23 protein-coding genes are annotated in these 25,675 nt (G+C 72.0%); 12 read left to right on the top strand and 11 right to left on the bottom strand.

Features of this window, described 5'->3' with window-relative positions:
• Positions 1–19: 19 nt before the first annotated feature.
• The 3 genes from ACFZCY_RS10610 to ACFZCY_RS10600 all read right to left on the bottom strand — a co-directional run bounded on the left by ACFZCY_RS10610 (position 20) and on the right by ACFZCY_RS10600 (position 1,367).
• Complete coding sequence (locus ACFZCY_RS10610; RefSeq protein ID WP_391171040.1) at positions 20–271, bottom strand: hypothetical protein; 252 nt, start codon at positions 269–271, stop codon at positions 20–22.
• A complete protein-coding gene (locus ACFZCY_RS10605) occupies positions 268–768 on the bottom strand; it encodes a sigma factor-like helix-turn-helix DNA-binding protein (protein ID WP_391171038.1) in 501 nt (166 codons plus the stop codon). Before ACFZCY_RS10605 ends, ACFZCY_RS10610 begins: the two co-directional genes overlap by 4 nt.
• Positions 769–863: 95 nt before the next feature.
• Positions 864–1,367 carry a MarR family transcriptional regulator gene (locus ACFZCY_RS10600; RefSeq protein WP_391171036.1) on the bottom strand — a complete coding sequence of 168 codons (504 nt, stop codon included), beginning with the start codon at positions 1,365–1,367 and terminating at the stop codon, positions 864–866.
• Positions 1,368–1,574: 207 nt separating this feature from the next.
• Between ACFZCY_RS10600 and ilvA the strand changes: the two genes are divergently transcribed.
• The 3 genes from ilvA to ACFZCY_RS10585 all read left to right on the top strand — a co-directional run bounded on the left by ilvA (position 1,575) and on the right by ACFZCY_RS10585 (position 4,948).
• Entirely contained in the window at positions 1,575–2,852 is a 1,278-nt protein-coding gene (gene ilvA / locus ACFZCY_RS10595; RefSeq protein WP_391171034.1) for a threonine ammonia-lyase, read from the top strand.
• Between the two features lie 228 nt (positions 2,853–3,080).
• Positions 3,081–4,085, top strand: a complete 1,005-nt coding sequence (locus ACFZCY_RS10590) for an ATP-binding cassette domain-containing protein (protein ID WP_391171032.1) — start codon at positions 3,081–3,083, stop codon at positions 4,083–4,085.
• Positions 4,085–4,948 (top strand): ABC transporter permease, encoded by an 864-nt coding sequence (locus tag ACFZCY_RS10585; RefSeq protein WP_391171030.1) that lies wholly within the window; start codon positions 4,085–4,087, stop codon positions 4,946–4,948. The genes ACFZCY_RS10590 and ACFZCY_RS10585 overlap by 1 nt, the downstream gene beginning before the upstream one ends.
• 84 nt (positions 4,949–5,032) lie before the next feature.
• Here ACFZCY_RS10585 and greA read toward each other — a convergent pair whose 3' ends face one another.
• Both greA and ACFZCY_RS10575 read right to left on the bottom strand, forming a co-directional pair.
• Positions 5,033–5,530 carry a transcription elongation factor GreA gene (gene greA / locus ACFZCY_RS10580; RefSeq protein WP_055548325.1) on the bottom strand — a complete coding sequence of 166 codons (498 nt, stop codon included), beginning with the start codon at positions 5,528–5,530 and terminating at the stop codon, positions 5,033–5,035.
• Between the two features lie 259 nt (positions 5,531–5,789).
• Positions 5,790–6,200: a DUF4307 domain-containing protein gene (locus ACFZCY_RS10575; RefSeq protein WP_391171027.1), complete on the bottom strand. Its 411-nt coding sequence runs from the start codon at positions 6,198–6,200 to the stop codon at positions 5,790–5,792.
• Positions 6,201–6,296: 96 nt separating this feature from the next.
• On the opposite strand from ACFZCY_RS10575, the gene mca reads away from it, so the two are divergent.
• Positions 6,297–7,169, top strand: a complete 873-nt coding sequence (gene mca / locus ACFZCY_RS10570; RefSeq protein ID WP_391171025.1) for a mycothiol conjugate amidase Mca — start codon at positions 6,297–6,299, stop codon at positions 7,167–7,169.
• A 7-nt stretch (positions 7,170–7,176) separates the two neighbouring features.
• Entirely contained in the window at positions 7,177–7,422 is a 246-nt protein-coding gene (locus ACFZCY_RS10565) for a hypothetical protein (RefSeq protein WP_391172110.1), read from the top strand.
• A gap of 90 nt (positions 7,423–7,512) precedes the next feature.
• Here ACFZCY_RS10565 and ACFZCY_RS10560 read toward each other — a convergent pair whose 3' ends face one another.
• Complete coding sequence (locus ACFZCY_RS10560; RefSeq protein ID WP_391171023.1) at positions 7,513–10,812, bottom strand: tetratricopeptide repeat protein; 3,300 nt, start codon at positions 10,810–10,812, stop codon at positions 7,513–7,515.
• A gap of 144 nt (positions 10,813–10,956) precedes the next feature.
• On the opposite strand from ACFZCY_RS10560, the gene ACFZCY_RS10555 reads away from it, so the two are divergent.
• Positions 10,957–12,993: a DUF255 domain-containing protein gene (locus ACFZCY_RS10555; protein ID WP_391171021.1), complete on the top strand. Its 2,037-nt coding sequence runs from the start codon at positions 10,957–10,959 to the stop codon at positions 12,991–12,993.
• A gap of 49 nt (positions 12,994–13,042) precedes the next feature.
• On the opposite strand, the gene ACFZCY_RS10550 is transcribed toward ACFZCY_RS10555, so the two are convergent.
• Positions 13,043–13,666 carry a TetR family transcriptional regulator gene (locus tag ACFZCY_RS10550; RefSeq protein ID WP_391171019.1) on the bottom strand — a complete coding sequence of 208 codons (624 nt, stop codon included), beginning with the start codon at positions 13,664–13,666 and terminating at the stop codon, positions 13,043–13,045.
• A gap of 26 nt (positions 13,667–13,692) precedes the next feature.
• Positions 13,693–14,400 carry a hemolysin III family protein gene (locus ACFZCY_RS10545; protein ID WP_391171017.1) on the bottom strand — a complete coding sequence of 236 codons (708 nt, stop codon included), beginning with the start codon at positions 14,398–14,400 and terminating at the stop codon, positions 13,693–13,695.
• A 244-nt stretch (positions 14,401–14,644) separates the two neighbouring features.
• Here ACFZCY_RS10545 and ACFZCY_RS10540 point away from each other — a divergent pair, with 244 nt between their 5' ends.
• A complete protein-coding gene (locus ACFZCY_RS10540; protein WP_391171015.1) occupies positions 14,645–16,474 on the top strand; it encodes a phosphoenolpyruvate carboxykinase (GTP) in 1,830 nt (609 codons plus the stop codon).
• Between the two features lie 194 nt (positions 16,475–16,668).
• Positions 16,669–17,859, top strand: a complete 1,191-nt coding sequence (locus ACFZCY_RS10535; protein ID WP_391171013.1) for an enolase C-terminal domain-like protein — start codon at positions 16,669–16,671, stop codon at positions 17,857–17,859.
• Between the two features lie 16 nt (positions 17,860–17,875).
• Here the strand turns inward: ACFZCY_RS10535 and ACFZCY_RS10530 are convergent, their stop codons facing one another.
• The 3 genes from ACFZCY_RS10530 to ACFZCY_RS10520 all read right to left on the bottom strand — a co-directional run bounded on the left by ACFZCY_RS10530 (position 17,876) and on the right by ACFZCY_RS10520 (position 20,137).
• Positions 17,876–18,385, bottom strand: a complete 510-nt coding sequence (locus tag ACFZCY_RS10530; RefSeq protein WP_391171011.1) for an O-acetyl-ADP-ribose deacetylase — start codon at positions 18,383–18,385, stop codon at positions 17,876–17,878.
• Between the two features lie 40 nt (positions 18,386–18,425).
• Positions 18,426–18,836, bottom strand: a complete 411-nt coding sequence (locus tag ACFZCY_RS10525) for a hypothetical protein (protein ID WP_391171009.1) — start codon at positions 18,834–18,836, stop codon at positions 18,426–18,428.
• A gap of 89 nt (positions 18,837–18,925) precedes the next feature.
• Positions 18,926–20,137, bottom strand: a complete 1,212-nt coding sequence (locus ACFZCY_RS10520) for an aminotransferase class I/II-fold pyridoxal phosphate-dependent enzyme (protein WP_391172108.1) — start codon at positions 20,135–20,137, stop codon at positions 18,926–18,928.
• A gap of 246 nt (positions 20,138–20,383) precedes the next feature.
• Between ACFZCY_RS10520 and ACFZCY_RS10515 the strand changes: the two genes are divergently transcribed.
• Genes ACFZCY_RS10515 through ACFZCY_RS10500 form a run of 4 tightly spaced genes read left to right on the top strand, consistent with a single transcriptional unit; the run spans position 20,384 to position 25,603 of the window.
• Positions 20,384–22,000 (top strand): ABC transporter substrate-binding protein, encoded by a 1,617-nt coding sequence (locus tag ACFZCY_RS10515; protein ID WP_391171008.1) that lies wholly within the window; start codon positions 20,384–20,386, stop codon positions 21,998–22,000.
• Between the two features lie 5 nt (positions 22,001–22,005).
• Entirely contained in the window at positions 22,006–22,965 is a 960-nt protein-coding gene (locus ACFZCY_RS10510; protein ID WP_391171006.1) for an ABC transporter permease subunit, read from the top strand.
• Complete coding sequence (locus ACFZCY_RS10505) at positions 22,962–23,876, top strand: ABC transporter permease subunit (RefSeq protein ID WP_391171004.1); 915 nt, start codon at positions 22,962–22,964, stop codon at positions 23,874–23,876. Before ACFZCY_RS10510 ends, ACFZCY_RS10505 begins: the two co-directional genes overlap by 4 nt.
• A complete protein-coding gene (locus ACFZCY_RS10500; RefSeq protein ID WP_391171002.1) occupies positions 23,876–25,603 on the top strand; it encodes a dipeptide ABC transporter ATP-binding protein in 1,728 nt (575 codons plus the stop codon). The genes ACFZCY_RS10505 and ACFZCY_RS10500 overlap by 1 nt, the downstream gene beginning before the upstream one ends.
• The last annotated feature ends 72 nt before the right edge of the window (positions 25,604–25,675 follow it).

Raw genomic sequence — 25,675 nt, 5'->3', positions numbered from 1 at the left:
GACCCATGGCCTGAACCCCTCACCACCCCTCCAGCGGAGGGGTGGTGTCGGTGGGCGGCCCCGCCCACGGGTGGACGACCGCCGCCCAGACGGTGAACGCGACGACGGCCGCGAGCAGCAGCGCCCAGCCGACGGCCCGCGCCGCCCGGCGGCGCCGCAGCAGCCGCTGCCCGCGCCCGGCCGCCCGCGCGGCCAGATGCGGCGGCAGCACGGGGTGCGGACCCTCCAGCATCCGCCGGACCTGGTCCTCCTTGCGGTCCGGGAAGGTCATCGTGCCGCTACCGGGGGTGGGCCGGGGGCGGCCCGGGCGCCGGTCGGGGGCGGGGCGGCGCGCATCAGGGTCACCGCGCGCGTGCAGATGGCCCGTACCCGCTCGACCGGCAGGCCGAGCGTGGCCGCCGTCTGCTCCTCCGCGGCCCCCTCGTACAGCCGCAGCACCAGCACCAGCCGCTCACGCGGGGTGAGCCGGTCGAGCACGCCGCCGTGCGGGCGGCGGTAGCGGCGGGCCCGGTGGGCGAAGAGGGCGGCCAGTTCCTGGCGGGTGCGGTCGTACGGATCCTCGCCGCGCAGCCGGTCCCAGCGGGCGTAGGTGCGCGCGAGCGCGGCGGTCAGCAGGGCTTGCGCGGCTTCGGTTTCCCCCGCCGATTCCCCCGTCGGTTCCCCCGTGAGCAGTGTGGCCGCGTGCAACAACCTGCCACCGGCGCCCGCGACGAATGCCTCGAATTCCCGGGTCCGGCGGCTCTCCCGTGCTGCCCGCCGCTCTCGCACCGCGCCCTCCGCCGTTCGTCCCTCAAGGACACGGCAGGCAGGGGCGCCCGGTCAAGAGTCCGGTCAAGGGTCCGGGCGGTCGGGAGTGCCTGGCTTCAGGACGCCGGTGTCGCCGCCTGCGGGACCCCGCCGTGCGCGGCGGACAGCGCGACGTTGAAGCGGGTGAGCAGATCGCAGAACATATCGCGCTCCTCCACCGTCCAGCCGTCCGTGACCTGCGCCATCAGCTCGCGCCGCGAGGAGCGCACCTCCTCCAGGCGGGCCTTGCCGCGCGGGGAGAGCTGGAGGACGACGGCGCGGCCGTCCTCGGGGTGCGAGGTGCGCTTGACCAGGCCGGAGTCGACCAGCGGGGCGACCTGCCGGGTCACGGTCGACGAGTCGATGCCCATGCCTCCGGCGAGTGCCTTGACCCCCATGGGGCCTTCCTGGTCGAGCCGGTTGAGCAGCAGGTAGGCGGCGCGGTCCATCGAGTTGCGGGCCTGTCCGACGCCGCCGAGCCGGGTCTGCTCCGCGCGGCGCGCGAAGACCGCGACCTGGTGCTGGAGTGAATCGAGTACGCCTGTGTCGAGTTGAGTCGTCATGTCCGATTGGGTGGGCATGGCCTAGGGCTCACTTCATGCGGTGGTCTGTGGGATGGGGCACAGAGTACGCGGCCCGGGCGCTGCCCGTACGGGGGCTGCGGAAACCTGCCCACAACCGGCCAAGCCCCAGGGGGTGTCTTGCCGATCAGGCCGACATGATCGGCAAGACACCCCCTGATCGCCCCGGCCCGGCCGTGTTCCGGGGGGAACTGCGAGACTGGGGCCATGGCCCCACGATCCGGCGGAGAGGACGGGCCCGGCCCGGCCCGGCGCCCCGCACGCTCCGTACCGTCCGCCCCGCTCGCGATCACCCTGGATGATGTGCGCGAGGCGCAGAAGACGCTCTCGGGGGTCTCCCGGCTGACCGCTCTGGAGGGCAGCCGCTTCCTGACCGGTCTGGTCGGCGCCCCGGTGCAGCTGAAGTGCGAGAACCTGCAGCGTACGGGCTCGTTCAAGCTGCGCGGGGCCTATGTGCGGATCGCGCGGCTGACGGCCGGGGAGCGGGCCGCGGGGGTGGTCGCGGCGAGCGCCGGGAACCATGCGCAGGGCGTCGCGCTCGCGGCCTCGCTGCTGGGGGTGCGGTCGACCGTCTTCATGCCCGAGGGCGCGCCGCTGCCGAAGATCGCGGCGACCCGGGACTACGGCGCGGAGGTCCGCCTCGAGGGCCAGATCGTGGACGAGACGATGCGGGCGGCGCAGCGGTACGCGGAGCAGACCGGCGCGGTCTTCATCCATCCGTTCGACCACCCGGACATCATCGCGGGACAGGGCACGGTGGGCCTGGAGATCCTGGAGCAGTGCCCCGAGGTGCGCACGATCGTGGTGGGCATCGGCGGCGGCGGGCTCGCGGCCGGGCTCGCGGTGGCGGTGAAGGCGCTGCGGCCGGACGTACGGGTGGTGGGGGTGCAGGCGGCGGGCGCCGCGGCGTATCCGCCGTCGCTGGCGGCGGGGCGGCCGGTGTCGGTCGAGGCGCCGGTGACGATGGCGGACGGCATCAAGGTGGGGCGGCCGGGCGACGTTCCGTTCGGGATCATCAGCGCGCTGGTCGACGAGGTCCGTACGGTCAGCGAGGACGAGTTGTCCAGCGCGCTGCTGCTGTGCCTGGAGCGGGCGAAGCTGGTGGTGGAACCGGCGGGGGCGAGCCCGGTGGCGGCGGTGCTGGCCGATCCGGGGTCCTTCGAGGGGCCGGTGGTGTCGGTGCTCTCGGGCGGCAATGTGGATCCGCTGCTGATGCAGCGCGTTCTGCGGCACGGCATGGCCGCGGCGGGCCGCTATCTGTCGCTGCGGCTGCGGCTCACCGACCGGCCGGGGGCGCTGGCGACGCTGCTGGCGGAGCTGTCGGCGGTGGACGCCAATGTGCTCGACATCAGCCATGTACGGATCAATCCGCGGCTGGGGCTCAGCGAGGCGGAGGTGGAGCTGCAGCTGGAGACGAAGGGTCCGGAGCACTGCGCCGAGGTCCGGAAGGCGCTGCACGGGGCCGGGTACACCGTGATGGTCTGACGGTTCACGTCGGGCCATTCGTCACCTCACGTATATCGCGATGTATCGCGACTGCGCTATGATTCCTCTCCAGTTGCTGTCGCGACGCTGCCCTTGTGGGCGGACATATGCCTTTATTGAGGGGACGCGTCCCTGTGTGGCGAGAAACATTCGCCGCCGCACGTCACGTCAAACGATCTTTCGTGGACCTGACTCAACCCAGGAACACCCAACTCTGGGAGTGCCAACATGCCAGGCGCGATCCACGCCGAGGGCCTGGTGAAGACCTTCGGCGAAGTAAGAGCTCTGGACGGCGTCGATCTCGATGTGCCGGAAGGAACCGTGCTCGGACTGCTCGGCCCCAACGGCGCCGGGAAGACCACCGCCGTGCGCGTGCTGACCACGCTGCTGCGCCCCGACAGCGGAACGGCGGTGGTCGCCGGGGTGGATGTGCTCAAGTACCCCAATGAGGTCCGCCGGTCCATCGGCCTGTCCGGGCAGTTCGCCGCCGTCGACGAGTATCTGACGGGCCGCGAGAACCTCCGGATGGTCGGTCAGCTGTACCAGATGAGCGCGCGCGAGGCGAAGTCCCGCGCGGACGAGCTGCTGGAGCGGTTCCACCTGGCGGACGCGGCCGACCGCACCGCCAAGACGTACTCCGGCGGCATGCGCCGCCGCCTCGACCTCGCCGCCGCCCTGGTCGTCAGCCCGCCCGTGATGTTCATGGACGAGCCGACGACGGGGCTCGACCCGCGCAACCGGCAAGCGCTGTGGGAGGTCATCCAGGAACTGGTGGCGGGCGGCACGACGCTGCTGCTGACCACCCAGTATCTGGAGGAGGCCGACCATCTGGCCCATGACATCTGCGTGATCGACCGCGGCAAGGTCATCGCCCGCGGGACCTCCGACCAGCTCAAGGCCCGCATCGGCGGGGAGCGGGTGGAGGTCGTGGTGCACGAGCGGGAGCACATCGCGGTCGCCGAACATGTGCTGAGCGTGCTGGGCAAGGGCGAGACCACGGTGCAGGAGCACACCCGCAAGGTCACCGTGCCGGTGGTCGGCGGGGCCAAGCTGCTGGCCGAGGTCATCCGCGAACTGGACACCCGTGGCGTGGAGATCGACGACATCGGGCTGCGCCGCCCGACGCTCGACGACGTCTTCATCTCGCTCACCGGCCATGGCGCCGAGGACGGCGGCGAGGACGGCGGCGCGGTGAGCGGCTCTGCGCGCCGCGCTCACGAGGGAGGCAAGTGATGGCCGTTGCCGAAGAGTCCGGCGCCACCGTCGCCACCGCCCCCCGGCCGCGCGGCGGGCCGCTCGCGGCGGTCCGGGACTCGCTGGTGGTCGCCCAGCGGAATCTGATCCGGATGATGCGAATTCCGGAAGTGGTTATTTTTGGCCTGATTCAGCCCATTATGTTCGTGGTGCTGTTCAGCTATGTATTCGGTGGCGCGATCATGGTGCCGGGGCAGGCCAGCGCGGACGCCAACGTCTATCGCGAGTTCCTGATGGGCGGGATCTTCGCGCAGACCGTCACCTTCGCGACGGCGGGCGCGGGCGCGGGGATCGCCGACGACATGCACAAGGGGCTGATCGACCGGTTCCGCTCCCTGCCGATGGCGCGCGGCGCGGTGCTCACCGGCCGTACGCTCGCGGATCTGGTGCAGACGGCGCTGACGCTGGTCGTGCTGGCGATCGTCGCGCTCATCGTGGGCTGGCGGGTGCACGACGGAATCCTGAGCGCGCTGGGCGCCTTCGGCCTGCTGCTCCTGCTCGGCTACGCCTTCTCCTGGATCGGCGCGCTGATCGGGCTGACGGTGCGGACCCCCGAGGCCGCGACGTCCGGCGGGCTGATCTGGCTGTTCCCGCTGACCTTCATCTCGAACGCGTTCGTGCCGTCCAGCAAGATGCCCGAGTTCCTGGGGCACATCGCGGACTGGAACCCGTTCAGCGCCACGGTGCAGGCCTGCCGGGAGCTGTTCGGCAATCCGCAGGGCGTGGTCTCGGACGCCTGGCCGATGCAGCATCCGGTGCCGGCGTCGGTGCTGTGGTCGGTGGTGATCATCGTGGTGTTCCGGACGCTGTCGGTCCGGAAGTACCGCTCGGCGACCGCCTGACCGTCCGTGTCATGCGGCGAGCCCCCGGCCGTCGGGCCGGGGGCTCGCCGTGAGTCGTGCGGGTGTGGGCGTTCGGGGCAGCACTCAGCCCTGGTAAGGCTTGGCGTCCAGGATGCGCACCGATGCCGTACGGCCGTTGGGCAGTTCGTATTCGGCGTCCTGGCCGACCTTCTTGCCGTTCACACCCGTGCCCAGCGGGGACTGCGGCGAGTAGGTCTCGATGTCCGAGCTCGCGTATTCACGAGAGGCGAGAAGGAAGGTCAGGGTGTCGTCCGGGTCGCCGTCGAAGGCGATGGTGACGACCATGCCGGGCGCGACCACGCCGGTGTCCGCGGGTGCCTCTCCGACCTTCGCGTGCTCCAGGAGCTGCGTCAGCTGACGCACCCGGAGCTCCTGCTTGCCCTGCTCTTCCTTGGCGGCGTGGTAACCACCGTTCTCCCGGAGGTCACCTTCCTCCCGGGCAGCCTCGATCTTCTTCGCGATCTCGATACGTGCCGGACCCGACAGGTACTCCAGCTCGGCCTTGAGCTGGTCGTACGCCTCCTGGGTCAGCCAGGTGACGTTCTCGCTGGTCTGGGTCACAGGTGCTCCTCGTCGGTGCTGGGAATACAAATGAACGCCCTACTCAGAAGGGTGCGCCTTCAAAGCCGGGCGAAACCACGAGCCTAACAATTCCGACAGGAAACGGGGAGGAGGGAACTCAGCTCCATGCGCATGAAACGGGACAAAACCGGCCAGCCTGGGCATGGCTGGCCGAGCCCTCCGGCCGGTGTCCAGCCGCTCTCCGGGCGGGGTCCGGGCCCCTCGGGGCGGTGTCCGGGCGGGCGGCCCGGCGCCCGGCTCAGCCGTCCGTGGCGGAGTCGCAGCCGACCAGCTCGGCGCTGGTCGCACGTCCGGTGGTGCGCACCGTCATGACCTTGATCAGGTCGTCCTGGCGCTGCCCGAAGGTGAAGCTCTTGCGGCCCACCTCGTCGTGGTAGGTGTCCAGCGCGCGCACCGTGCACACGGCGGTGGAGTCCCGGTCCTTGGTGATCTCCAGCCGGACGTCGACGGTGTTGCCCGCGGTCACCTTGAAACCGGTCAGCTGGCCGCTGACGTCCTCCTCGACGACGTACGCGTAACCGAACCAGGCGATCAGGGCGATCAGTCCGGCGCCGAGCACCGAACCGATGATCTTCAGCTTGCGGTCGGCCCGCTCGTCCGCGGAGCGGCCGTAGCGCCCCTCGGGAAGGCCCTCGCGCACCGCCGACATGATCGCTTCCTCCTGCTTGGGAGACCCGGAATTATTCGGGCCCGCTGTGGGTCACTATAGAAGCCGTCTTCCGCGACGAATCACTGAGGATCGAACTTGACTGAGCAGCTGCGTTTGATGGCCGTGCACGCGCACCCGGATGACGAGTCGAGCAAGGGCGCGGCCACCATGGCCAAGTACGTGTCCGAGGGGGTGGACGTGCTGGTCGCGACCTGCACAGGCGGTGAGCGGGGGTCCATCCTCAACCCCAAGCTCCAGGGGGATCCGTATATCGAGGAGCACATTCACGAGGTGCGCGCCAAGGAGATGGACGAGGCGCGCGAGATCCTCGGGGTGAAGCAGGAGTGGCTGGGCTTCGTGGACTCCGGGCTGCCCGAGGGCGACCCGCTGCCCCCGCTGCCCGAGGGCTGCTTCGCGCTCCAGGACGTGGACGAGGCGGCGGGCGCGCTCGTGAAGCTGATCCGCTCCTTCCGGCCGCAGGTCATCACCACCTATGACGAGAACGGCGGCTATCCGCACCCCGACCACATCATGACCCACAAGATCACGATGGTGGCCTTCGAGGCGGCCGGGGACCCCGAGAAGTACCCCGAGGCGGGCCCGGCGTGGCAGCCGCAGAAGCTCTACTACAACCAGGGCTTCAACCGGCCGCGCACCGTCGCCCTGCACGAGGCGCTGCTCGCGCGCGGCCTGGAGTCGCCGTACGGGGAGTGGCTGGAGCGCTGGAAGGAGTTCTCCCGGCGCGAGCGCACTCTGACCACCTATGTGCCGTGCGCCGAGTACTTCGAGATCCGCGACAAGGCGCTGATCGCGCACCGCACGCAGATCGATCCCGACGGCGGCTGGTTCCGGGTGCCCATGGACATCCAGAAGGAGGTCTGGCCGACGGAAGAATACGAGCTCGCGAAGTCGCTCGTGGATACCTCCCTCCCCGAGGACGACCTCTTCGCGGGCATCCGCAACAATTGACCCCATGATGAGCGCGACCAGCACCCTCGCCATGACGCATCTCGTCCCGCTCGCCAAGGATCTGGACGAGAACAAGGTGACCCCCGGCCTGCTCGGGTTCGTCGTCTTCGCACTGATCGGCGGCGCGGTGTGGCTCCTGATGAAGTCCATGAACAAGCACATGAACAAGGTGGACTTCGAGGAGGAGCCGGAGCCCGGTGAAGCCCGTGCCACCGCCTCCCCGAAGGGCGCCAAGGGGGAGCGCACGGCCTGACGGCACCTCCTCGACCTGAGCCCGGACCGGGCTCGGGCGCGGGGTCGGTCCGGACCGAGGTCCGGGGCCGGGTCCGGGGTCGGTCCGGGCTCAGGCGCGGGGCCGGTCCGGGAGCACGGCCATGACCTCGCGGGAGCGGCGGCTCGGTACCATGCCGAGCTGCCAGGCCTGCCATCCCGTTTCCGGCTCCACACCGCGCTCCAGCACCAGTGCGAATGCCTCCGCGCACTCCTCCACCCGGGGATCCCCGCCCGCCGCGGCCGTGCCCGGCTCGCGCAGCTCCCGCAGCAGCTCCGCCAGCTCCTCCTGCGCCACCGCCGTGCCGATGACCGAGCCGCCCGCCGAGGCGAACGGCAGCAGCGTGCAGCGCAGGAACCTCGCCCAGGACCCGCCGCGCCGGTCCCCGTACTCCGCGAACAGCCGGGCCGCCTCGTCCACCAGCTCCAGCGCCTGCGCCGACCGGCCGTTCCCCGCGTCGATCACCGCCAGCTCGACGCACGACCACGCCTCGCCGTGGGCCACCCCCACCCGGTGGAAGTCCTGCCGCGCGTCCTGCAGCAGCTGGCGCGCGAAGCCGCTGTTGCGCAGCGAGCCGGTCTGCGCCGCCCGCAGATCACGGGTGACCCGCGCCGAGTGATGCCGGGCACACGCCAGCCCGTACACATCCCGCATCCGGCTGAACAAGGTGCGGGCCCGCTCCAGCTCCCGCACCGCCGCGTCCCGGTCGCCGCGCTCCTCCAGCGCCTGGCCCAGGTAGTACAGCGTCCAGGCCTCACCGCGCGCGTCCTCGTTGTCCCGATGCCGGGACAGGGCCTGGCGCAGCTGGTCCACGGCCGCCGACGGCTCGCCGGCCACCAGCCGGGCGCGGGCCAGCTGGGTCAGCGCCCACGCCTCACCGCGCTGGTCGTGGGTGCGGTCGTACGCGCCCAGCGCCTCCCGCAGCTCGGCCTCCGCGCGGGGCACATCGCCCATCCGCAGACAGGCCTGACCGAGCTGGAAATGCGCCCACGCCTGGCCGTGCAGGCTCTCGGACTCCCGGTGCAGCTCCAGCGACTGCCGCAGCAGCTCCAGCGCCTCGGCGAGCTGCCCGCGGTCCCGCTCCACGGCGGCCAGCGCGTGCATCGTCCACCCCCGGTCCCCGCGCAGCGCCTCGGACTCCTGCAGGGCCAGCGCCTCGCGCAGCTTCGCCGCGGCCTCCACCAGATTCCCCTGGTGGTGCAGGGTGATGCCCAGGCTGCACAGCGCGCGGGCCGCGCCCGCCTCGTGGTGGGCCTCGAAATACAGGTCGACCACCGAGGACAGCGTCGTACGCGCCTGGTCCAGCTCGCCGAGCTGGCGGGCGGCGATACCGGTGCGCCACTGCACGGACCGCACCAGCAGCCCCTGGTCGACCGCCTGGGTCAGCTCGCTGATCTCGCCCAGCCGGTACAGATCGCCGCGCAGCAGGCAGTAGTCGCACAGCGCGCCCAGCAGATGCAGCACCGCGGACTGGTCCACACCCTCCGCATGACGCAGCGCCGCGGTGATGAAGCTCGACTCGTCGTCCAGCCAGCCCAGCGCCGCGTCCAGCGAGGTGAAGCCGTGGCCGCCCGCCGTGCCCTTGGTGAAGACATCGGCGCGGGTGGAGGTCTTGCCGTCGACCAGCCGGATCACCGAGTCCGCCAGCTCGGCATAGCTGCGGATCAGCCGCTCCTGGGCGGCGGTGCGCTGCTCGGGCTCCTCCTCGTCGGCCAGCCGGGCGGCGGCGAACGAGCGCACCAGGTCGTGCAGCCGATAGCGGCTGCCGCGCACATGCTGGATCAGCCCGGCGCGGCCCAGCGCGTCCAGATGGCGGGCCGCCTCCTGCTGGTCGGCGCCCAGCAGCGCCGCGGCCGCCGCCGCGCCCAGGCTCGCCCGCCCGGCCAGCGCGAGGCGGCGCAGCAGCCGCCGGGCGCCCTCCTGCTGGTCGGTGTACCGCAGCCACAGGGTGCGCTCGACCGGGCCGACCGGCCCGTACGCCTCGAGGTCGGTGGCGAGGGCGGCGGGGGTGCGCGGGCCGAGGGAGGAGCCCGCGATCCGCAGCGCCAGCGGCAGCCGCCCGCACAGCTCGGCGATCCGCTCCACGGACCGCCCGTCGTACGGGCCGGGCCCGGCCGGGTTCTCGGCGGAGACCCGCAGCAGCTCCTCGGCGCCCGACTCGTCCAGCGGGCCGACCTCCAGCCGGTGCACCCACGCGGCCAGGTCCGGCGGCAGGGTGAGCGGGGTGCGCGAGGTGACCAGGATCAGGCTGTCGGACCGCTCCGGGACCAGCGTGCGCACCTGCTCGGCGTCGCTCGCGTCGTCCAGCACGATCGTGACGGGCAGCCCGGTCAGATGCTGGTGATACAGCTCGGTGAGCCGCTTGAGGTGCTGGTCCTGGCTCGCCCGCTCCCGGAAGAGCAGCTGGTCGCGGGGCGCCCCGAGCCGGTTCAGCAGATGCAGCAGCGCGTCGCGGGTCGACAGCGGGGCCTGCTCGGCGCTGTCCCCGCGCAGATCCACCAGGCACGCGCCCCGGAACTGATCGCGCAGCTCATGGGCCGCCCGCACCGCCAGCGTGGTGCGGCCCGAGCCCGGCGGGCCCTCCAGCAGCACCACCGTCGGTTTGGTCTCGGTGCTGGCCCGCGCCTGGTGCACCCACTGGGCGATCCGGCCGGTCTGCGCGCGGCGCCCGGCGAACGGGCCGTCCGCCTGGGGGAGCTGGCCGAAGGACTGCTCCAGCACCGTGCGCCTGCGGGCCGCCTGACTGCGGTCCGCGCCCCGCAGCCGCGGCACCTGCCCGCCGGTGGGGGACGAGGAGCGCTTGGCCGGGCCGCCGCCCTGGCGGGTGGCGGCCGAGGTCATCCGGTGCTGATCGATGAACGGCCGGATGCCCCGCACCTCGACCGCCGTCAGCCACTGCAGCCGCAACTGCTCGGGCCCGCCGGGCTGGTTGCGCAGCGCAGCCTGGCGGTGGGCGGCGGGCCAGTGGGCCGCGGTGAGCTTGAGGACGGCCGCGGCCGACCCCGCCACCCCCGCGGTCACGCCCGCGCCCAGCGCCGTGCCCGCCGAGGTGCCGAAGGTGAGGTCCGCGCCGAACGCGGCGGCCGCCGCCACCACCGCGGCCAGCGCCGGGGTGGACAGCCGCTCGCGCCCCAGCATCGCCGAGAGCGGTCTGCTGCCGGCCTCCGCCTCGTCCAGCGCGCGCACATACGCGCCGTACTCCTCGGCCGCGGTCGCCGCCATCCCGTCCAGCGAGCCCCGCGCGCGGCTGAGCAGCACCCCGCCGTCCGTGCGGCCGCCGGAGCGCCGCACCTCCTCCTCGACGGCCCGCGTCAGCAGCCGCTCGACCTCCGTCCGGTGGCTGTCCCGCAGCACGGCCAGTGAGCCCGGCATGTGATCCCCCTCCTGCACGAGCGCCACGCGTGAATCGCGCGTTGCTCCCCAAGTCTTCCGCTTCTGCCTCATTTCCGGCAGCCCTGTGGATAACTCCCCTGTGGACAACTCACCCGCGTCCCGCGGGTGGGGGAGGATGGAGGTATGCCGAACCGTCTGGCGCACGAAACGTCCCCCTACCTCCTGCAGCACGCCGACAACCCGGTCGACTGGCGACCGTGGTCGGACGAGGCGTTCGAGGAGGCGCGCAGCCGCGGGGTGCCCGTGCTGCTGAGCGTCGGCTACTCCAGCTGCCACTGGTGCCACGTCATGGCGCACGAGTCGTTCGAGGACGCCGAGACGGCCGAGTATCTGAACGCCCACTTCGTCTCCGTCAAGGTCGACCGCGAGGAGCGGCCGGATGTCGACGCCGTGTACATGGAGGCGGTGCAGGCCGCGACCGGGCAGGGCGGCTGGCCGATGACGGTGTTCCTGACGCCCGACGCCGAGCCCTTCTACTTCGGCACCTACTTCCCGCCCCGCCCCCGGCACGGCATGCCCTCCTTCCGGCAGGTGCTGGAGGGCGTCCGCGCCGCGTGGTCCGACCGGCGCGACGAGGTGCGGGACGTGGCAGGGAAGATCGTGCGGGACCTGGCCGGGCGCACCGGCATCGCGCTGGGATCCGGCGCGCCGCAGCCGCCCGGCGCCGAGGACATGGCGGCCGCGCTGATGGGGCTGACCCGCGAATTCGACGCCGTGCGCGGCGGATTCGGCGGGGCGCCGAAGTTCCCGCCGTCCATGGCGCTGGAGTTCCTGCTGCGGCACTACGCCCGGACGGGCTCCGAGGGCGCGTTGCAGATGGTGCAGGCCACCTGTGAGGCGATGGCCCGCGGCGGCATCTACGACCAGCTCGGCGGCGGGTTCGCACGCTACTCCGTCGATGCGGAATGGGTCGTTCCGCATTTCGAGAAGATGCTGTACGACAACGCGCTGCTGTGCCGCGTCTACGCCCACCTGTGGCGGGCCACCGGCTCGGACCTCGCGCGCCGCGTCGCCCTGGAGACCGCCGACTTCCTGGTCCGCGAGATGCGCACCGAGCAGGGCGGATTCGCCTCCGCGCTGGACGCCGACAGCGACGACGGCACCGGCCGGCACGTCGAGGGCGCGTACTACGTCTGGACACCGGAGCAGCTGCGCGAGGTGCTGGGCGAGGCGGACGCCGAGCAGGCCGCCGCGTATTTCGGGGTGACCGAGGACGGCACGTTCGAGGCGGGCGCGTCCGTCCTCCAGCTGCCCGACGGCGCGCCCCCGGCCGACGCCGCCCGGCTCGCCTCCGTACGGGAGCGGCTGCTGGCCGCGCGGGAGCGGCGTGAGCGGCCCGGCCGCGACGACAAGATCGTGGCCGCCTGGAACGGGCTGGCCATCGCCGCCCTCGCCGAGACCGGCGCCTACTTCGATCGCCCCGACCTGGTCGAGGCCGCGACCGAGGCCGCCGACCTGCTCGTGCGCCTCCACATGGACACCGGCGGGCGGCTCGCCCGCACCTCGCTGGGCGGCGCCGTGGGCGGCCACGCGGGCGTGCTGGAGGACTACGCCGATGTGTCCGAGGGCTTCCTCGCCCTGGCCGCGGTCTCCGGCGAGGGCGTATGGGTCGACTTCGCGGGGCTGCTCCTGGACACCGTGCTGCACCACTTCGCCGCCGAGGACGGCACCCTGTTCGACACCGCCGACGACGCCGAGGCGCTGATCCGCCGCCCCCAGGACCCGACCGACAACGCCGCCCCCTCGGGCTGGACGGCGGCCGCCGGGGCGCTGCTGTCCTACGCCGCCGTCTCCGGGAGCGGCCGCCACCGGGAGGCGGCCGAGCGGGCCCTGGTCGTGGTGCGGGCGCTGGGGGGACGGGTGCCGCGGTTCATCGGCTGGGGCCTGGCGGTCGCCGAGGCGCTGCTGGACGGGCCGCGCGAGGTGGCCGTCGTCGGACCGGACGACGACCCCGGGACCCGCGCCCTGCACCGGGCCGCGCTGCTGGGCACGGCACCGGGAGCGGTGATCGCGGTGGGCGCGCCCGGCTCCGACGAGGTGCCGCTGCTGGAGGGGCGGGTGCTGCTGGAGGGGCGCCCGGCGGCGTACGTCTGCCGCCACTTCACCTGTGACGCCCCGACCGCCGACGTGGCGGCGCTGACGGTCAGCCTCGGCGGCTGACGCCGAAAGGCCCGGAGGCGCACCAGGAAGGACGACGGGGGCGCGGCGGTCACAGGGGCAGGCCGCGGGCGAGCATGCCCAGGGCGCGGTCGACGCTGTCCTCCATGGTCTCCACCCGGTGGTGGTCGAAGCAGTGGAAGACCGCCTCCTGGAGGGCGCCGAGGACGGCCCCGACGAGCACCCGCACCTCGAAGTCCTCCGGTGACCGGCCGCTGCGCTCGGCCAGGACCTCTCCCAGCATGGTCCCGGTCTTGGCCATGCCCTCGCCCATGCGGGCGCGCAGCGCCGGGACCTGGCGGATCAGGGTGAGGCGGGTCAGCATCTCCTCGCGCTCGTCGTCGGTGAGCCGCCGCGCCATGTCGATCAGGACGCGCCGCAGGGAGGAGACCGGCGGCTCGTCCAGCGGCCGGTCCCGGATCCCGGCGGCCATGGCCTCGTCGTACTCGTCCGTGAGGACGATGTCCTCCTTGGCGGGGAAGTAGCGGAAGACGGTGCTGGGGGAGACGTCGGCGGCCGCCGCGATCCGGTCCACCGGGGTGGCGTCGTAGCCCTGTTCCGCGAACAGCCGGTAGGCGGCCCGCCGGATCGCCTGCCGGGTCTGGATCTTCTTGCGTTCGCGCAGCCCGGGCCGGTGCCCGGCGGGGGTCGTGTGTGCGGAGGCCATGCCGGTCATTGTCGGGCACCGGCGGGCGGCCAGGATCAGGAGTGCTGGTAGGCGACCAGGGAGATCCCGACGTAGTGCACGACGAAGGCGGCGAGGGTGAGGGAGTGGAACACCTCGTGGAAGCCGAACCAGCGGGGTGAGGGGTTGGGGCGCTTCGTCCCGTAGATCACCGCGCCCGCGCTGTAGAGCAGGCCGCCGACGACGATCAGCGTCATGACGGCGATGCCGCCGGTGCGCAGGAAGTCCGGCAGGAAGAACACCGCCGCCCAGCCCAGGGCGATGTAGCACGGGGTGTAGAGCCAGCGCGGGGCGCCGACCCAGAACACCCGGAAGGCGATCCCGGCGAGCGCTCCGGCCCACACCAGCCAGAGCAGCAGCTCCTGTTTGCCCTGCGGGAGCAGCAGCAGCGTGAAGGGCGTGTAGGTGCCCGCGATGATCAGGAAAATATTGGCGTGATCCAGGCGGCGCAGCACCGCCGTGGCGCGCGGGCCCCAATTGCCCCGGTGATACAGGGCGCTCGTACCGAAGAGCGCGCAGGCGGTGAGCGTGAAGATGGCGCACGCGATGCGCCCGCGCGGGCTGTCGGCGAGCGCGGTGAGCACCACTCCGGCGATGAGCGCGGCCGGGAACATGCCGGCATGCAGCCAGCCGCGCAGCATGGGTTTGAGGGGGAGGGGGGCTGCCTCGGGCCCTGGAGGTTGGTCAACGGCGGCGTCGGGCGCGGCTGCAGTCATGGTGCTCATGCTACCCAGCCACCGTTAGTTACCGGTCGTGTCGAGTGGTGATGGTCACCAAGGTGCCCACTGGACAGATCGCCCACATCGTCGGATGATCAAATGAGCGCGGTCGGCACCGGATGAGCTGAGCGTCCGGGTCGCAGCCCCCAAGGGGTAGCTGTCTCCATAATGCGGATATGCGTGCACATATCCGCCCAAACCCTCAAACCAAGCGCCGGAGCGAGTGCGGTTCCGGCGGGATGGAGCGATCGTGGCGCCCAGCAATGTGGCTTCCTCCCTCATCACGGCCCCGACCAGCCACCAGGAACTGATCTCCTGGGTCGGCGAGATCGCCGACCTCACCCAGCCCGATGAAGTGGTCTGGTGTGACGGTTCGGAGTCGGAGTACGACCGTCTGTGTGCGCAGCTCGTCGAGAAGGGCACGTTCAAACGTCTCGACCCGATCAAGCGCCCCAACTCGTACTACGCGGCCTCCGACCCCCGCGATGTGGCGCGCGTCGAGGACCGCACCTTCATCTGCTCCGAGAAGGAGGCGGACGCGGGTCCGACGAACCACTGGAAAGACCCGTCCGAGATGCGCCGGATCTTCGCGGGCGAACAGGGCATATTCCGGGGCTCGATGCGCGGCCGCACCATGTACGTCGTCCCGTTCTGCATGGGACCGCTCGGCTCGCCGCTGTCCGCGATCGGCGTCGAGATCACCGACTCCGCGTACGTCGCCGTCTCGATGCGCACGATGACCCGCATGGGCAGCGCCGTGCTCGAAGAGCTCGGCGAGGACGGCGCCTTCGTCAAGGCCGTCCACACCCTCGGCGCCCCGCTGGAGCCCGGCCAGGCCGACGTGCCGTGGCCGTGCAACTCGACCAAGTACATCTCGCACTTCCCGGAGTCGCGGGAGATCTGGTCCTACGGCTCCGGCTACGGCGGCAACGCGCTGCTCGGCAAGAAGTGCTACGCGCTGCGCATCGCCTCCGTCATGGCGCGTGACGAGGGCTGGCTCGCCGAGCACATGCTGATCCTCAAGCTCACCCCGCCGCGCGGGGAGTCGAAGTACGTCGCCGCGGCCTTCCCGAGCGCGTGCGGCAAGACCAACCTCGCGATGCTGGAGCCGACCATCCCCGGCTGGACGGTCGAGACGATCGGCGACGACATCGCGTGGATGCGGTTCGGCGAGGACGGCCGGCTGTACGCGATCAACCCCGAGGCGGGCTTCTTCGGCGTCGCGCCCGGCACCGGTGAGCACACCAACGCCAACGCGATGAAGACCCTGTGGGGCAACTCCGTCTTCACCAACGTCGCGCTCACCGACGACGGCGACGTGTGGTGGGAGGGCATGACCGAGGATGCGCCCGCCCACCTCACCGACTGGAAGGGCAACGACTGGACCCCGGCGAGCGAGACGCCCGCGGCCCACCCCAACGCCCGCTTCACCACCCCCGCCGGGCAGTGCCCGATCATCGCGCCCGAGTGGGAGGACCCCAAGGGCGTGCCGATCTCGGCGATCCTCTTCGGCGGCCGCCGCGCCAGCGCGGTCCCGCTCGTCACCGAGTCCTTCGACTGGCAGCACGGCGTCTTCCTCGGCGCCAACGTGGCCAGCGAGAAGACCGCGGCCGCCGAGGGCAAGGTCGGTGAGCTGCGCCGCGACCCGTTCGCGATGCTGCCCTTCTGCGGCTACAACATGGGCGACTACATGGCCCACTGGGTCGACGTCGCCAAGGACAAGGACCAGTCGAAGCTCCCGAAGATCTACTACGTCAACTGGTTCCGCAAGAACGACGAGGGCAAGTTCGTCTGGCCCGGCTTCGGCGAGAACAGCCGCGTCCTGAAGTGGATCGTGGACCGCCTCGACGGCCGCGCCGAGGGCGTCGAGTCCCCCATCGGCATCCTGCCGACCAAGGAGGCCCTCGACACCGACGGCCTCGGACTGGACGACGAAGAGCTGGACTTCCTCCTCAACGTCGACAAGGAGGTGTGGCGCGAGGAGGCCGCCCTGGTCCCCGAGCACCTCAACACCTTCGGTGACCACACGCCGAAGGCGATGTGGGACGAGTACCGGGCCCTGGTGCAGCGCCTGGGCTGAACCACCAGGTCATCAGGCCGGACGTCATCAGGCCGGGGCCCGCACCGCACGGTGCGGGCCCCGGCCTGTGCGGCGGCCGTGATCGAGCCCGTACGTGATCAAGGGGAGTCCCTACACGTCGGGGCCGGACGGTTTCCGGCGCGGCGACGGATGGTAGGCCTTCGACGCCAGCACGATGCCGAGGAGAGCACCGCATGAGTGTCGCCCCCAGTGATTCCGTCGCCTTCAAACCCTTCGCCTCCGCGCCCGGCGAGGCCAGCACCGACCGGATCTCGGCGATCCGGCTCTCCCTGGTGTATCTGCCGCTGCACGCGCCTATCAGCGACGCCAAGGTGCTGACCGGCAGGCAGAAGCCGCTCACCGAAGTGGCCTTCCTCTTCGCCGAGATCAGCACCGAGGGCGGCCATGAGGGGCTGGGCTTCAGCTACTCCAAGCGGGCCGGCGGGCCCGCGCTGTACGCCCACGCCCAGGAGATCGCGCCCGAACTGATCGGCGAGGACCCCAGCGACATCGCCCGGCTGTGGAACAAGCTGGTGTGGGCGGGCGCGTCCATGGGCCGCAGCGGAGCCGCCGTGCAGGCGGTCGCCGCGTTCGACATCGCGCTGTGGGACCTCAAGGCCCGGCGCGCCGGGCTGCCGCTGGCCAAGCTGCTGGGCGCGCATCGCGACGCGGTCAGCGTCTACAACACCTCCGGCGGCTTTCTCTCCACGCCCATCGAGCAGGTGCTGGAGAACATCGACCTGGCCCGCTCCCGCGGCGTCGCCGGGATCAAGCTCAAGGTCGGCTCGCCGGACCCGCGCGTGGACCTCGCCCGGGTGGAGACCGTACGGGAGCACCTGGGCGACGGCGTTCCGCTGATGGTGGACGCCAACCAGCAGTGGGACCGGATCACCGCCACCCGGGTCGGCCGGGTGCTGGAGAAGTTCGACCTCACCTGGATCGAGGAGCCGCTCGACGCGTACGACGCCGAGGGCCACGCGGCCCTCGCCGCCACCCTGGACACGCCCATAGCCACCGGCGAGATGCTGACCAGCGCGCACGAGCACGCGGCGCTCATCGAGGCGGGCTCCTCGGACTTCGTGCAGCCCGATGCCCCACGGGTCGGCGGCATCACCCCGTTCCTGCAGATCATGACGCTCGCCGACTACAAGGGCCGCAGCCTCGCCCCGCACTTCGCGATGGAGATCCACGTCCATCTCTCGGCGGCCTATCCGCGCACCGCGTGGGTCGAGCACTTCGAGTGGCTGGAGCCGCTGTTCAACGAGCGGCTGGAGCTGCGCGACGGCCGCATGGTCATCCCCGGCCGCGCCGGTCTCGGCCTCTCGCTCAGCGATCAGGCGGCGGCCTGGACGAAGGAGGCGGCCCGCTTCGGCGAGGGCGCCTGACCCCGGAAGACACCCCCTAGCCGATCCGCGCCGTGAACGCCGTGTACGCGGGCTCGTCGAAGAGGACGAAGCGCACCTCTTCGACGGCCGTGTCCGCGGCGCGGACCGTCTCCACCGCGATCCGGGCGCCGTCGTCCATCGGCCAGCCGTAGATCCCGGTGGAGATCGCCGGGAACGCGACCGTCCGGGCACCCAGTTCGTCCGCGACGCGCAGGGACTCGCGGTAGCAGGACGCCAGCAGGCCGGAGCGGTCCTCGGTGGCGGACCACACCGGTCCCACGGTGTGGATGACCCAGCGGGCGTCGAGCCGCCCCGCCGTCGTGGCCACGGCCCGGCCCGTGGGCAGCCCCTTGCCGTAGTGGGAGGCGCGCAGGCTCCGGCAGGCGTCGAGGATCTCGGGCCCGCCCTTCCGGTGGATCGCGCCGTCCACCCCTCCGCCGCCGAGGAGGGAGGAGTTCGCCGCGTTGACGATGGCGTCGGCGTGCTGCGCGGTGATGTCGCCGTGGACGAGGGTGATCGTGGTCATGGCTCCATCGTGGGCCACGATCCGCCGGTCCGTCCCGGCGTCAGGCGGCGACGCCGAGGGCCGCCGTATGCGCCTCCAGGCGCTCGGCGGTGAGCGCGGTGGCCGCAGCGTCGTCGCGCGAGGTGGCGATGACCAGGGCCCAGCCCGCCAGGGTGTGGGCGCGCTGATGGAGGGCGGCGACATGGGCCGGGTCGGCGGCGGCCGTGGTGGGGGCGGCGCGCAGCGGGGCGCGGCCGTCGCGCAGCCGTACGACCTGGCCGGCCAGGCGCTCGGCGGCATCGTCCAAGGCCGGGTCCGGGGTGAGGGCGCGCAACTCGTCGGTCACGGTCAGCAGCGCGGTCAGATGTCCGGCGAGCCGAATGTCCAGTTCCTCCTCGCGGGAGCGGTGCGGGAAATCGGGCTCGGGCTCGGCCATGGTGTGGACCGACTTGGTGCGGATCGGCTCGTACATGGATGGCCTCCAAACGTTCAGGAGGCCATCCTAACTTAGACGCCGTCTAAAGTTGAGCCTTCTACAGATATTCGGTCGCGGGATCCGGCTCAGGGCTGGCCGTAGCCGTCGAGGAACTTCCCGATCCGGGTCACCGCGTCGGCCAGGTCCTTCTTCGCCGGGAGGGTGACGATGCGGAAGTGGTCCGGCTCCGGCCAGTTGAAGCCTGTGCCGTGCACGATCATGATCTTCTCGGTCCGCAGCAGGTCGAGCACCATCTGCCGGTCGTCCTTGATCTTGTAGACCTTGGGGTCCAGCTTCGGGAACGCGTACAGCGCGCCCTTGGGCTTCACGCAGCTCACGCCCGGGATCTGGGTCAGCAGCTCGTACGCCGTGTCGCGCTGCTCCAGCAGCCGCCCGCCCGGGAGCACCAGGTCGTTGATCGACTGACGGCCGCCGAGGGCGGTGGCCACAGCGTGCTGTGCGGGCATGTTGGCGCACAGCCGCATGTTGGCGAGGATCGTCAGCCCCTCCAGGTAGCTGGCGGCGTGGGCCTTGGGGCCGCAGACCGCGAGCCAGCCGCTGCGGTAGCCCGCGACGCGGTACGCCTTGGAGAGCCCGTTGAACGTGAGCGTCAGCAGGTCCGGGGCGATCGCGGCGGTCGGGGTGTGGGTGGCGCCGTCGTAGAGGATCTTGTCGTAGATCTCGTCGGAGCAGACGATCAGCTGGTGGCGGCGGGCGATGTCGGTGATGCCGCGCAGCACCTCTTCGCTGTAGACGGCGCCCGTCGGGTTGTTCGGGTTGATGATGACGATCGCCTTGGTGCGGTCGGTCACCTTGCGCTCGATGTCGGCGAGGTCCGGCAGCCAGTCCGCCTGCTCGTCGCAGCGGTAGTGGACGGCCGTGCCGCCGGCGAGCGAGACGGAGGCGGTCCACAGCGGATAGTCGGGGGAGGGGACGAGGACCTCGTCGCCGTCGTCCAGCAGCCCCTGCATCGACATCTGGATCAGCTCCGAGACGCCGTTGCCGAGGAAGACGTCCTCGACGTCGAGGTGGATGCCCTGGGTCTGGTAGTGCTGCATCACCGCGCGCCGGGCGGAGAGCAGGCCCTTGGCGTCGCCGTAGCCGTGTGCGTCGCCGAGGTTGCGCAGCATGTCCTCGAGGATCTCCGGCGGGCAGTCGAAACCGAACGTCGCCGGGTTGCCGGTGTTGAGCTTGAGGATGCGGTGTCCCGCTGCCTCCAGTCGCATCGCCTCCTCAAGAACCGGGCCACGGATTTCGTAGCAGACGTTGGCGAGCTTCGTGGACTGGATCACCTGCATGTCGGCCACCTTACGGCGGAGTATCCGGCCACGCTCGGTGTTTTTCACCACGTGGACGGTGTACGGGAGTGCTGCCGGGCCGCGCCGGGCGCTTCGCGCCCCCTCCGCGCCCGGTCGGTAACAAGTGGGTTACCCCCGTTAATTTCCGCGAACGAGGGGTTGGCCTGGATGGAACCGCTGGCTATCGTTCACGCACCTCACCCAATCGTTCAGCTGAACGAAACGAGCCGGGAAGGCGCCCCGTCCATGTCCGAGACCTCCCACCGAACAGACCCCGGGGCGGCCCGGATACCCCGGCGGTCGGTGCTCGCCGCGGCGGCCGCGGGCGGCGGCGCCCTCGCCGGATCCGCCCTGCTGACCGGCTGCTCGGGTGCCGCGTCCGCGTCCCCGACCGAGGCCGTACCCACCCGCGGCCCGGCCGGGCGCCCCGACCGCGGCGGCACCCTGCGCATCGCCCGGCCGCCCGCCTCCGACGCCGAGACCCTGGACCCGGCGAGCGCGCTGTCCGCGTACGAATACCTCGGCGCCCTCTACAACCGGCTCGTCCGCGTCGACAAGGAGGGCAAGGTCGCCCCCGACCTCGCCGAGTCCTGGGAGCCCGACGCCAAGGCGACCACCTGGACCTTCCGGCTGCGCCGCGGCGTCACCTTCCACGACGGCTCCGCCTTCACCTCCGCCGACGCCGCCTACACCCTGCGGCACATCCTCGCCACCGCGACCGCCTCCCCGCAGGGCCCGGTGCTCGCCCCGCTCGTCGACCCGAAGCGGCTGCGCACCCCCGACCCGCACACCCTCGTGGTCCCGCTGAAGAGCCCGCACGCCGAGTTCCCCAGCCTGCTCACCCACTACAACTGCTACGTCGTCCCCGACGGCAGCGCCCGCTCCATCGGCCGCACCGGCATCGGCACCGGCCCCTTCAAGCTGGCCTCCTTCACCTCCGCCGGACCCGGCCGGGTCGTGGCGTACGAGGACCACTGGGCCGGGCGCCCGGTGCTGGACGCCATCGACTTCTTCTCCGTCGCCGACATGCAGGCCCGGGCCAACGCCCTGCTCGCCGGCCAGGTCGACCTGCTCTCCCAGACCAACCTCGACTTCGCCACCGCCCGCGTCATCGCCGCCTCCAGCCGCGCCACCATCGCCCGGTCGAAGAACGCCCAGTGGTACGTGCTGCCGATGCTCACCACCGAGAAGCCCTTCACCGACGTGCGGGTCCGGCAGGCCATGAAGCTCGCCTACGACCCCGAGCACATCCGGAAGGTCGCCCTCCAGGGCGCGGGCACGCTCGGCTGGGACAACCCCGTACCGCCGAACGACCCCGCCCACATCAGCGCCCACCCCGCCCACGACCCCGAGCGGGCGCGCCAACTGCTCAAGCGGGCCGGGCACGAACGGCTCGCGGTGGACCTCTACACGTCCTCCTACGACCCGATCTTCACGCCCATGGCCCTCGCCTACCAGGAGTCCGCGGCCCGCGCCGGGATCCGCGTCCGGATCAGGACCGCGGCCGCCGACTCGTACTACACCCAGATCTGGATGAAGAAGCCGCTCATGGCCACCTACTGGTACACCGGGCGCCCCATCGACCAACTCCTCAACCAGGTCTTCCGCGGCGGCTCCTCCTACAACGAGACCGCCTGGTCGGACAAGGAGTTCGACGCGCTCCTGGACCGGGCCCGCCGGGAGACCGACGGGGGCCGCCGCCGCGAGCTGTACGGGCAGGCGCAGACCCTGGTGATCGAGCGGGGCGGGGCGATCACCCCGATGTTCGCCGACCGGCTCACCGGCATCTCCCGGAAGGTGCGCGGCTACGCCGAGCACGGCTTCGAGTTCGACTACCGCGGCATCGGCCTGAAGGGGGCGTGAGGAGCGTGTTCACCTTCATCGCCCGCCGCGTCGTCGCCGCGTTCGGCACCCTGCTGCTCTCCTCCGTCATGGTCTTCCTGGCCGTCCAGGCGCTGCCCGGCGACGTCGCCACCCAGGTGCTCGGCAAGGACGCCACCCCCGACGCGGTGTCCGCCCTGCGCAAGCAGATGGGGCTCGACCAGCCCGCCTGGGAGCGCTACGCCGACTGGATCAAGGGCGCCCTGCACGGCGACTTCGGCACCTCGCTGGTCACCACCAAGCCGGTGGGCGGCGAGGTCGCCCAGTACCTCGGCAACTCCGCCCTCATCGCCGTCGTCACCGTCCTCTTCGCGGTCACCGGCTCGCTGGTGCTCGGCATCCTCGCCGGGCTCTACCGCGACCGCTGGCCCGACCATGTGATCTCCACGGTCAGCCTGGTCGGGATGTCCATCCCCGAATTCGTCGTGGCCACCCTGCTGGTGCTCGCCTTCTCCGTCACCGTCCCCGTGCTGCCCGCCGTGGTGCTGTACGGGCCGGGGGCCTCCACGGGTGAACTGCTCCCCGCCGTCTGGCTGCCCGCCGCGTCGCTCGCGATCGTGATGGCCGCGTACATCGTGCGGATGGCCCGTACGTCGGTCATCGACGTCATGGCGAGCGAATACGTCACCACCGCCCGCCTCAAGGGGCTGTCCACCTGGCGCGTGGTCACCCGGCACGCCCTCCCCGGCGCGCTGCTGCCCACCCTCCATGTGATCGCACTCAACGTGGCCTGGCTGATCGGCGGCGTCGCCGTCGTGGAGAACGTCTTCAACTACCCCGGCATCGGCAAGCTGCTGCTCACCTCCGTACAGAACCGCGATCTGCCCGTCATCCAGGCCATCGCCCTCATCAGCGCGGTCGTCTACGTGGTCTGCAACCTCGCCGCCGACCTCGGCTCCATGGCCCTCAACCCCAAGCTCCGCACCCGAGGAGGGAGGATCCGATGAGCGCGCTGAAGACGCCTGCCCCGGCCCCCGTTCCCGCGCCGTCCGCCCGATCAGGGGTCCCCGGCTCCGCAGCCGCCCGCGCCTGGCGCACCGTACGCACCTCCCGCCCCGCCGCCATCGGGCTCGCGATCGTCGCCGTCCACCTCGTGATCGCGCTGCTCGCCCCGCTGCTCACCCCGTACCACCCCACCGTCGGCGACGCCTCGCACGCGCTGCTCGGGCCCAGCGCCGACCACTGGGCGGGCACCGACCAGTACGGGCGCGACGTGCTGACCCGGGTGCTGTATGGCGGGCGGTACGCGCTCGGCGTCTCCGTCACCGCGACCCTCCTCACCATCGCGCTGGGCACCGTCCTCGGCTGCGCGGCCGCCCTGCGCGGCGGCTGGCTGGACGATGTGCTGATGCGGATCCTGGACGCGGTGCTGTCCATCCCCGCGATCCTCGTCCTGCTGGTCATCGTCACCGCGCTGGGCACCGGCTCCGGGGTGATCGTGCTGGCCATCGGCGTCATCTGCGTCCCCCAGGTGGTACGGGTCGTCCGCGGCGCCGCGCTCGCCGTCGTCCCGCAGGACTACGTCACCGCGGCACGCGCCCGCGGGGAGGGGACGTGGGCGATCCTGCGGCGCGAGGTGCTGCCCAACATCATCGACGTGGTGTGCGTCGAGTTCGCCATGCGCGCCTCGTGGGTCGTGCTGCTGATCTCCTCGCTGTCCTTCCTCGGCTTCGGCGCCGACCCGCCCACCCCCGACTGGGGGCTCATGGTCTCCGAGAACCGCACCGCCATCACCGTCGTCCCCATGGCCAGCCTCGCGCCCATCATCGCCCTGGCCACCCTCGTCGTCGGGCTCAACCTCGCCGCCGACGGCCTCTCCAAGGCCTGGGGCGTCGACCGCATCCGGGAGGGCTCCTGATGAACGCCATCGTCTCCGTCACGGGCCTCGGCGTCGCCTACCGGTCGGGCGGGCGGGAGATCCCCGTCGTCCACGACGTGAGCTTCGACCTGTCGCCTGGGGAAACCCTCGCCCTCGTCGGAGAGTCCGGCAGCGGCAAGTCCACCGTCGCCGCGACACTGCTGGGCCATCTGCGGCACGGCTCACGGCTCACCGCCGGTACGGTGCGCGTCGACGGGCGGGACGTCTTCGCCCTCCCCGCGCGCGAACTGCGGCGGCTGCGCGGCGGTACGGTCGCCATGATCGCCCAGAACGCGGGCCAGGCCCTCACCCCCTCCATGCGCGTCGGACGGCAGATCGCCGAGGCGGGCGGCGACGTACCCGTCACCGACCTCCTCGAACAGGTCCGGCTGCCGCGCCCCGCCGAACTCGCCCGCCGCTACCCGCACGAACTCTCCGGCGGACAGCAGCAGCGCGTCGCCATCGCCATGGCCATCGCCACCCGCCCCAAGGTGCTCGTCCTCGACGAGCCCACCACCGGACTCGACGTCCTCACCCAGCGCTCCGTCCTGGACCTGGTCGGCTCCCTGCGCGACGAACTCGGCCTCGCCGCCGTCCTCGTCAGCCACGACCTGGGCGTCGTCGCGCGGATGGCCGACGAGGTGTGCGTGCTGCGCTCGGGCCGGGTCGTCGAAGCCGCCCCCACCCGGCGGCTCTTCGCCGCGCCCGCCGACCCGTACACCCGCCGCCTGCTCGCCAGCGTCCCCCGGCTGTCCGACACCGGGCTCGCCCTCGTCGGCGAGGACGGCACGCGGGAGGTGCGGCCCAAGCGGGCGGTGCCGTCCGGCGCGGTGCGGGCCGTCGACGTCCGGGACGTCACCATCGACTACGGCTCCTCGCGCGCCGTCCACGGCGTCTCCTTCCAGGTGCGGCGGGGCGAAGTCCTGGCCCTGGTCGGCGAGTCCGGCAGCGGCAAGTCCACCCTGGCGTGGGCGCTGGCCGGGCTCCGGGCCCCCTCGGGCGGTGCGATGACCCACGAGCCCGGTGACCTGGGCGCGCCCGGTGACCTGGGCTCCTCCGCGCGGCGGCGCCCGCTCGCGCTCAGGCGCAAGATCCAGCTCGTCTTCCAGAACGCCGATACGTCGCTGAACCCGCGCCGCTCGGTCGGCGACGCCGTACGGCGGCCCCTGCGCTTCTTCGGCGCCGCCGGTTCGCGGGACGAGGCGGCTTCTCGGGCCCGCGGGCTCATCTCCGACGTCCGCCTCGACCCCGACTTCGCCGACCGGCTCCCCGCCCAGCTCTCCGGCGGCCAGCGGCAGCGCATCGGCATCGCGCGGGCACTGGCCGGTGAACCGGACGTGCTGATCGCCGACGAGATCACCACCGCGCTCGACGTGTCCGTCCAGGCCGATGTGCTGCGCCTGCTGGACGATCTGCGCCGGGAGCGGGACCTGGCCTGCCTCTTCATCAGCCACGACCTGGCGGTGGTGCGGGGGATCGCCGACCGGGTGGTGGTGCTGCGGCACGGCGTGGTGGTGGAGGAGGGCCCGACGGACGCCGTCTTCGCGGCTCCGGGCCACCCGTATACGCGGCAGCTGATGGCCGCCGCGCTCGAACCCGACCCGGACGCCGAAGCGGTCGTCGAGGCGGCCGACGACTGGTCCGACGCCGCCGAGCCGGACGCCACGTGGGACGAGCTGGGCGAGGGCCACCGGGTGCGGCGTTGGCGGGCCGTGGGTGCCCCGTGAGGTCTCGCCGCCGGGTGCGGGCCGGTGGCCGGGTTGTGCCCACCCGTTCCTCCCCCAGCTACCGCTGGGAGG

This window comes from Streptomyces sp. NPDC007983 (genome assembly GCF_042958345.1).
Lineage (GTDB): Bacteria > Actinomycetota > Actinomycetes > Streptomycetales > Streptomycetaceae > Streptomyces.
This window is presented reverse-complemented; position numbering and strand designations above follow the sequence as displayed.

Bases quoted from the DNA above. Each gene is read 5' to 3' on its own strand.
- ACFZCY_RS10555 (WP_391171021.1), top strand. From the start codon at position 10,957: ATGCCGAACCGTCTGGCGCACGAAACGTCCCCCTACCTCCTGCAGCAC.
- ACFZCY_RS10565 (WP_391172110.1), top strand. From the start codon at position 7,177: ATGAGCGCGACCAGCACCCTCGCCATGACGCATCTCGTCCCGCTCGCC.
- ACFZCY_RS10600 (WP_391171036.1), bottom strand. From the start codon at position 1,367: ATGCCCACCCAATCGGACATGACGACTCAACTCGACACAGGCGTACTC.
- ACFZCY_RS10585 (WP_391171030.1), top strand. From the start codon at position 4,085: ATGGCCGTTGCCGAAGAGTCCGGCGCCACCGTCGCCACCGCCCCCCGG.
- ACFZCY_RS10545 (WP_391171017.1), bottom strand. From the start codon at position 14,400: ATGAGCACCATGACTGCAGCCGCGCCCGACGCCGCCGTTGACCAACCT.
- ACFZCY_RS10560 (WP_391171023.1), bottom strand. From the start codon at position 10,812: ATGCCGGGCTCACTGGCCGTGCTGCGGGACAGCCACCGGACGGAGGTC.
- ACFZCY_RS10590 (WP_391171032.1), top strand. From the start codon at position 3,081: ATGCCAGGCGCGATCCACGCCGAGGGCCTGGTGAAGACCTTCGGCGAA.
- ACFZCY_RS10525 (WP_391171009.1), bottom strand. From the start codon at position 18,836: ATGTACGAGCCGATCCGCACCAAGTCGGTCCACACCATGGCCGAGCCC.
- ACFZCY_RS10500 (WP_391171002.1), top strand. From the start codon at position 23,876: ATGAACGCCATCGTCTCCGTCACGGGCCTCGGCGTCGCCTACCGGTCG.
- ACFZCY_RS10550 (WP_391171019.1), bottom strand. From the start codon at position 13,666: ATGACCGGCATGGCCTCCGCACACACGACCCCCGCCGGGCACCGGCCC.
- ACFZCY_RS10535 (WP_391171013.1), top strand. From the start codon at position 16,669: ATGAGTGTCGCCCCCAGTGATTCCGTCGCCTTCAAACCCTTCGCCTCC.
- ilvA (WP_391171034.1), top strand. From the start codon at position 1,575: ATGGCCCCACGATCCGGCGGAGAGGACGGGCCCGGCCCGGCCCGGCGC.
- ACFZCY_RS10530 (WP_391171011.1), bottom strand. From the start codon at position 18,385: ATGACCACGATCACCCTCGTCCACGGCGACATCACCGCGCAGCACGCC.
- ACFZCY_RS10610 (WP_391171040.1), bottom strand. From the start codon at position 271: ATGACCTTCCCGGACCGCAAGGAGGACCAGGTCCGGCGGATGCTGGAG.
- ACFZCY_RS10515 (WP_391171008.1), top strand. From the start codon at position 20,384: ATGTCCGAGACCTCCCACCGAACAGACCCCGGGGCGGCCCGGATACCC.
- ACFZCY_RS10505 (WP_391171004.1), top strand. From the start codon at position 22,962: ATGAGCGCGCTGAAGACGCCTGCCCCGGCCCCCGTTCCCGCGCCGTCC.
- ACFZCY_RS10520 (WP_391172108.1), bottom strand. From the start codon at position 20,137: ATGCAGGTGATCCAGTCCACGAAGCTCGCCAACGTCTGCTACGAAATC.
- ACFZCY_RS10575 (WP_391171027.1), bottom strand. From the start codon at position 6,200: ATGTCGGCGGTGCGCGAGGGCCTTCCCGAGGGGCGCTACGGCCGCTCC.